At 58.5% G+C, this 6,978-nt stretch carries 6 protein-coding genes and 1 pseudogene; 5 read left to right on the top strand and 2 right to left on the bottom strand.

The genetic code is table 11. The annotated features are described in order from the left end of the window. Both RCI20_RS13540 and ubiG read left to right on the top strand, forming a co-directional pair. A partial coding sequence (locus RCI20_RS13540; protein ID WP_306606394.1) for an OmpA family protein occupies positions 1-195 on the top strand: 195 nt, incomplete at its 5' end. Between the two features lie 72 nt (positions 196-267). After that, positions 268-966, top strand: a complete 699-nt coding sequence (gene ubiG, locus RCI20_RS13545) for a bifunctional 2-polyprenyl-6-hydroxyphenol methylase/3-demethylubiquinol 3-O-methyltransferase UbiG (RefSeq protein ID WP_306606396.1) — start codon at positions 268-270, stop codon at positions 964-966. Positions 967-1,002: 36 nt separating this feature from the next. On the opposite strand, the gene RCI20_RS13550 is transcribed toward ubiG, so the two are convergent. Then, positions 1,003-3,141: an ABC transporter substrate-binding protein gene (locus RCI20_RS13550; RefSeq protein ID WP_306606398.1), complete on the bottom strand. Its 2,139-nt coding sequence runs from the start codon at positions 3,139-3,141 to the stop codon at positions 1,003-1,005. Positions 3,142-3,233: 92 nt separating this feature from the next. Between RCI20_RS13550 and RCI20_RS13555 the strand changes: the two genes are divergently transcribed. From RCI20_RS13555 to RCI20_RS13565, 3 genes are all read left to right on the top strand, one after another. Then, positions 3,234-3,689, top strand: a complete 456-nt coding sequence (locus tag RCI20_RS13555) for a peroxiredoxin (protein WP_306606400.1) — start codon at positions 3,234-3,236, stop codon at positions 3,687-3,689. 22 nt (positions 3,690-3,711) lie between these two features. Continuing rightward, positions 3,712-5,130, top strand: a complete 1,419-nt coding sequence (locus RCI20_RS13560; protein WP_306606401.1) for a PhoH family protein — start codon at positions 3,712-3,714, stop codon at positions 5,128-5,130. Between the two features lie 122 nt (positions 5,131-5,252). Continuing rightward, positions 5,253-6,506 carry a transglutaminase-like domain-containing protein gene (locus RCI20_RS13565; RefSeq protein WP_306606403.1) on the top strand — a complete coding sequence of 418 codons (1,254 nt, stop codon included), beginning with the start codon at positions 5,253-5,255 and terminating at the stop codon, positions 6,504-6,506. A gap of 81 nt (positions 6,507-6,587) precedes the next feature. Here RCI20_RS13565 and RCI20_RS13570 read toward each other — a convergent pair. After that, positions 6,588-6,978: pseudogene (locus tag RCI20_RS13570) on the bottom strand (hypothetical protein); the annotation flags it as partial.

The following is a 6,978-nucleotide window of genomic DNA, read 5'->3' on the forward strand; positions in this document are numbered from 1 at the left end:
GAAAAGCGCGCTGCTGCCGTCAAGGAATATCTGGTCGCCAAGGGCATCGAAGCTAACCGCGTTTACACCGAAGGCAAGGGCAAGACCCAGCCGGTCACCGGCGACACCTGCAAGGGCAACGCCAAGACCAAGGCCCTGATCAGCTGCCTGCAGCCGGATCGTCGCGTTGATATCGAAGTCATCGGCACCAAGTAATCAGCCGCTGCTACAATTGAAAGCCCTGCCTCGGCAGGGCTTTTTCTTTTTCTACTTTACGAAAAAACCAGCATGCTCAACGCCGACCCCGCCGAACTGGACAAATTTGGTGAACTCGCCCACCGCTGGTGGGACCCGAACAGCGAGTTCAAACCCCTGCACGACATCAACCCCCTGCGTCTGGGCTGGATCAACAGTTGCGTGCCGCTCAAAGGCAAGCGCGTACTCGACGTCGGCTGCGGTGGCGGCCTGCTTTCCGAAGGCATGGCTGCGCTGGGTGCCGACGTCACCGGCATCGATCTCTCGGATAAGCCGCTGGGCGTGGCCCGCCTGCACCTGCTGGAAAGCGGGCACAAAGTCGATTACCGCAAAGTATCCGTGGAAGCGTTGGCCGACGAGATGCCGGGTGCGTTCGATGCCGTGACCTGCCTCGAGATGCTGGAACATGTTCCCAATCCATCAAGCGTCATCACGGCGTGCGCCCGACTGGTCAAACCCGGTGGTCAGGTATTTTTCTCGACGCTGAACCGCAACCCAAAATCCTATCTCTTCGCCGTCATCGGTGCCGAGTACGTCCTGCAGATGCTGCCCAAAGGCACGCACGACTACGCCAAGTTCATCAAACCTTCGGAATTGTCGCGCTGGGCCAAAATGGGCAATCTGGAACCGGCAGAACTGATCGGCATGAGCTACAACCCGTTCACCAAGGATTACAGCCTGGGACGGGATACCAGCGTCAATTATCTGCTGCGCGCCGTCAGAAACGCCTGATCGCCCAGGCGTCTCTGCCGTATCGAGCGGGAAGCCTCATTTGACGGCTGCCCGTTCGCGCCGCCGGTAACCAATCAGCGCCGGCACCACACCCGCCAATACGAGCAGCAATCCAGCCAGCAAGGGCCAGACAACCGGTGAATTCCATTCACGCCTGGCCTGTGCGCGGTCAACGGCATCGATACGCTGATATTTGAGCGTGTTGTTACCGACATCGTTCGGCTTGCGATTTTTCAGCCAGCGATGCGTCAAGGTATAGCTCTTGGGATGCAGGCCGAAAACCCAGGGCGCATCTTCGTGCAACAGCCGGTTCATCCGACGCACAATCTCCAATCGCTGCGGCGTATTGTCCATGTGCTTCATCTGGCCGAACAGGCGATCAAACTCCGGGTTGAGGTAGTTCGAGGAATTCTCGCCGCCCTTCAAGCGCCCTTCCGGCCCGTGCAGCAAGAACATGAAATTCTCCGGATCGGGATAATCGGCGTTCCAGCCCAGGTAATACAACTGGACATTGCCCTTGCGCAGCTTGTCCTGGAAACGGTTGAAATCGGTGGTACGCACCACCAGTTGCACATCGATCTTGGCAAATTGCCGGGTCAACCAGTCCAGCCGCGACTTTTCTCCCATCCCGCCACCGGTGGTATCCAGGTAAACCACCAGCGGCTCGCCGGTTTTTTCGTCCCGCCCATTCGGGTAGCCCGCTTCGACCATCAATTGCCGGGCCACCGCCACGGACTTGCGCTTCGCCTTGCCATCGACCCAGTCATAGACAACATGATTGATCCCGGCTTCGCCGTCCTCATAGCCAAAAATCCCCGGCGGCAAAGGCCCCTGAGCGGCAATGCCACGACCGTTCTGGAAGATGGAAATGAATTCCTCCTGATCGATGGCGATCGAAATTGCCTGGCGCAAGCGGGTCGACCGTGGCGACAGGCCTCCGACCACCGGATCGAGCATGTTGAAGCCCATGTAAAAGGTCGAAGCGCGCACCGAGGTCAGCAATTGAATGCCTTTGCTGCGCATGTCGTCGGACAAGGCCACATCGCCTCCGACATTGACCCGAACGGCCTGATCGAAGCTGTCGGAAGAAATTCCGGAGGCGTCGAAATAGCCCTGCAGGAATTTGTTCCAGTAGGGAATGGCTTCCTTTTCCCGGGTAAACACCGCCTGCTCGATGAAGGGTAGCGGCTTGCCGCAATCGGCCAGCCAACCGGCTTCGGCATCGCCGGGTTCGCCTTCGCAAGGATAGGTCTGGCCGTGATAGTTCGGGTTGCGTGACAGCACCATGCGCCGGTTCGGATCGTTCTCGGTCAACATGTAGGGACCGGTGCCCACCGGCCACCAATCGAGCGTCAGATTCTTTTCCTGCATGCCGGGCTGGGTGAAAAACCGGTCCACCTCACGCGGCACCGGGGCAAAGAACGGCATCGCCAGCCAATAGACGAACTGTGGATATTTACCCCGAATGCGGATGCGCCAGGTTTGCGCATCGACCCGCTCGACACCGCTCAGGGGATAAGCATCGAGATCGAGCCAACCATCACGCGGCAAATCCTTGGCGGCTGCACTCAAGGTTTCGCCCAGCGCCTTCAGGCCGACGATCTTCTCGGCCATCATGCCGAAAATCGGCGAGTGCAAGCGTGGATGCGCCAGACGCTTGATCTGGTAGATGTAATCGTCTGCCGTCAGTTCGCGCGTTCCGGTTTCTGGAAAATCGCTGATCAGATAACGATCCTGGGCGACATTTTTGCCCAAATATTGCGGTCGACCGGAAGAATCCAGCGCAAATGCCGGATGCGGCTGGTAGCGAATACCCGGGCGCAATTTCAGTTCATAAACACTTTCGGCAATCGCTTCGGCCGGTGCGTCGGCTGGCAACTCGCGGCCATCGGCAGCAAAGTAACGTGGCTGCGGCACAGCCTCCACTGTCGTCGGCATCAACTCGTAAGGGCGCTTGAGATAGTGGTATTGCAGTGGCGGCTCGTAAATCTGCGCCGTGAAGGTAATTTCATCCTCGGTATACGACTGTGCCGGATCGAGATGCTTGGGCCGGTCAGTAAAAGCCGAATAGAGAATATTGCGCCCCGCATCCGCCACGGAATACGGAGCATTCCAGGATTCGCCACAGCCAGCGAGCAGGCTACACAGCAACAAGCATACCGACAGTTTTTTCATGCCGTGGAGTTTAACAAACGAGTGAAACAAAGGCTTGACCCGGCCAGCGGCATCCGAACAAAATGGCTCAAACCCCAACACAGGAAGGCAACATGCTCGATACCAAAGTCCCCGACTTCACCCTTCCCGCGACCAGCGGACTGTCATTCAACCTGGCCGCACAAGCCGGCAAGATTGTCGTCATCTATTTCTACCCGAAAGACAGCACGCCGGGCTGCACCACCGAAGGCCAGAACTTCCGCGACCTGTATAACGAGTTTTCTGCGGTCGACGCGGTCATTCTGGGTATTTCCCGCGACAGCCTGAAATCCCATGAAAACTTCAAAGCCAAGCAAGCCTTCCCCTTCGAACTCGGCTCGGATGCCGATGAAGCCGTCTGCAACCTGTTCGGCGTCATCAAGCAGAAGATGATGTACGGCAAGCAGTGCCGCGGCATTGAACGCAGCACCTTCGTCATCGACCGGACCGGGATGCTGCGGCGCGAATGGCGCGGCCTCAAAGTGCCCGGCCATGTTCAGGAAGTACTCGATTTCGTCAAATCACTCTGACACTTTCCTTGAGGCCCCAGCCATGCCACGCCCAGCCGCTGCCAAGAAGCCTGCAATGACCAAGATTTTCGTGCTCGACACCAATGTGTTGATGCACGACCCAAGCTGCCTGTTCCGCTTCGAGGAACACGACATCTTCCTGCCGATCATGACGCTGGAAGAACTCGACAACCACAAGAAGGGCATGTCGGAAATTGCCCGCAATGCCCGCCAGGCATCGCGCACATTGGACGAAATGCTGGCCCACGACGGTGTCGATATCGACGAGGGCATCGACCTCAAGGGACCATCGAGCAAACTGGCCAGCGGTCGCCTGTTCCTGCAGACCGAGGCGATCAGCGCCGAACTGCCGCAGGGCCTGCCCACCTCCAAGGTGGACAACCAGATTTTGTCGGTCGTCATCCACCTGCAGAAGAAATTCCCCAAGCGCCCGGTCATCCTGGTGTCGAAAGACATCAACATGCGCATCAAGTCGCGGGCGCTCAACCTGCTCGCCGAGGATTACTTCAACGACAAGGTACTCGAGGATACCGACATCCTCTATTCCGGCACCCGCGCCCTGCCCGAAAATTTCTGGGACAAGCACAGCAAGGGCATGGAATCGTGGAAGAAGGACAGCAAAACCTACTACAAGGTCACCGGCGCGCTTTGCCCGCAGTTCCTGATCAACGAATTCGTCTGGCTGGAATCGGATGGTTTTGCTGCCATCGTCAAGGAAACCGCGGGCAAGACCGCGGTGCTGGAAACGCTGATCGACTACACGCATCCGAAAAATGCAGTCTGGGGGATTACGGCGCGCAATCGCGAGCAGAACTTCGCCCTCAACCTGCTGATGAATCCGGACATTGACTTCGTCACATTGCTCGGCCAAGCCGGCACCGGCAAGACCCTGCTGACGCTGGCCGCCGGACTGACCCAGACGCTGGAAAGCAAGCAGTTCGCCGAAATCATCATGACCCGCGTCACGGTGCCGGTAGGCGAAGACATCGGTTTTCTGCCGGGCAGCGAAGAGGAGAAGATGGCACCGTGGATGGGCGCCCTCGAAGACAACCTCGAAGTCCTGACCCACACAGATGACAGCAGTCCCTACGGTGGCGACTGGGGCAAGGCCGCGACGCACGACATCATCCGTTCGAAAATCAAGGTCAAGTCACTGAACTTCATGCGTGGCCGGACTTTCCTGAAGAAATATTTGATCATCGATGAAGCGCAGAATCTGACGCCGAAGCAGATGAAAACGCTGATCACCCGTGCCGGCCCCGGCACCAAGGTCATCTGCCTGGGCAATATCGCCCAGATCGACACGCCTTATCTGACCGAAGGCAGTTCCGGCCTGACTTACGTCGTCGACCGCTTCAAGGGCTGGATGCACTCCGGTCACATCACGTTACAAAGAGGCGAACGCTCACGTCTGGCCGACCACGCAGCCGACGTGCTATAGTTTTCAGCGCTAACGGGGGGCCGTGTCAGTGACACGGCCTTTTCGTTTCCACGATGTTTTTGTTCTGCTTTCGCTTTGCTTTCATCCCCCATTTCATATCCGAACCTTGCCCGAGGACAGCCTTGAAACGCAGAGATTTTCTGGCATCGACTGCCCTGTTTTCCCTGTTTGCCGGCGAAGCGCTGGCCGCCCCCCGAACACCCGCGAAGAAAAAACCGGTGGCGGTGCGGAAAAAACCCGCTGGCAAACCGGCAAAGAAACCAGCCACATCGGCCCGCAACGCGACAGCGGCAGGCCACAGACCTCAAGTCCACAGTGCCGCTACGCCACTGATCGACAACCCACCGGAAGGCACCTCGGCATCCCGACTTCCTCCGGTTCGTGCCCAGGAACTCCCGACCGACTGGCGCACCTACGAAATCATTACCACCATCACGCTGGACTCGCCAGGCCAAAGTGCCCGAATCTGGCTACCGATTCCGAGTAGCCAGGACAATCTGTACCAACGCCTGCTCGGTCACTCCTGGCAAGGCAACACCAGCGCCGCCGGTATCTTGCGGCAACCCGACGGACTACTCGAAGCATTTCACGCAGAATGGCGCAATGCCGAAAAAGCCAGTCTGCGTCTGGTCACACACGTCAGCACGGCGGATCGCCATTTCGATGTCAGCCGGCGCAGCGTCGCGCCGGAGCGCGATGACATCCTGCGACGCAACTTGCAGACAACCAGCCAGATCCCCAACGACGGTCTGGCCAAGCAACTGGGAGAGCGCATCGTCGGACGAATCCGCGACCCGGTAGCCCAGGTCAAGGCGATCTACGACTGGCTTTGTGACAACGCAATCTACGACCCGTCATTGCCGGGTTGCGGCACCGGGAACGTCAATCAACAGTTGATCTCGGCGCAATACGGCGGACGCTCGGCCGATATCAACGGCCTTTTCGTTGCCGTCTGTCGCAGTATCGGCATCCCGGCCCGCTGTGTCTTCGGCCTGCGCACCGGCCCATCCAGACTGTTCCGCAGCCTGGGTCTGCGCAGCGACGACGCCACCCGTAGCCAACATGTACGCGCAGAGTTTTACCTGCCCGGTTTCGGCTGGATTCCCGTCGACCCCAGCGACGTTCGCCGCGCCGTGGCCATCGAAGCACTCCCCGAACAGGATGGCCGACTGGCCTCACTGAGACGCGTGCTGTTCGGTGTCTGGGAAATGAACTGGGTGGCATTCAATGTCGGCACCGACATCCAATTGCCGGAACAGGACATGCGCCTGCCTTTCTTCGCACTACCGGAAATCCATATCGGTGGCGCCCGGATCGACCCGCTGAATACCGCCACCCCGCTTTACAGCATCAGTGCGCGTAAAGTGGAGCTTTAATTTTCAACAGACGCTCAGCCCTCAGCTGGCTACTCAGCGGCCCCAACTCAGTGGGGCCGCATAATCAACAAATAGCGTGGATTAAATAACCACCCAATCGGCAACACCGATCAATGACACTTGCTCTGGTGTTGCAGACAGCAGGAAATCTGTCATCGCATACTGGACACCAGTGATGATTTGCGGATGATCTGCTCGCACCTGACCGTAGACTGTATCGCCAAGCTGCAGCAATTCGATGTCGCGGATCACGTTCTGTGCGCCGGTGTGGCGGTTCGACACCACGATCTGCTGCGCTTCGTCTACGGCGATCTGCCAGTCATCGATACTGCCGAAGAACACCGCGAGATCGCTCCCCGTCCCGCCATCGATGACATTGTTCCCGCTGCCGGCCACCAGCACATCGTTGCCGGCGCCGCCCAAGAGTTGGTCGTTACCGCCATCGCCCGACCAGCCGGTTTCCTTCAGCGTC

Source organism: Azonexus sp. (assembly GCF_030824335.1).
Lineage (GTDB): Bacteria > Pseudomonadota > Gammaproteobacteria > Burkholderiales > Rhodocyclaceae > Azonexus.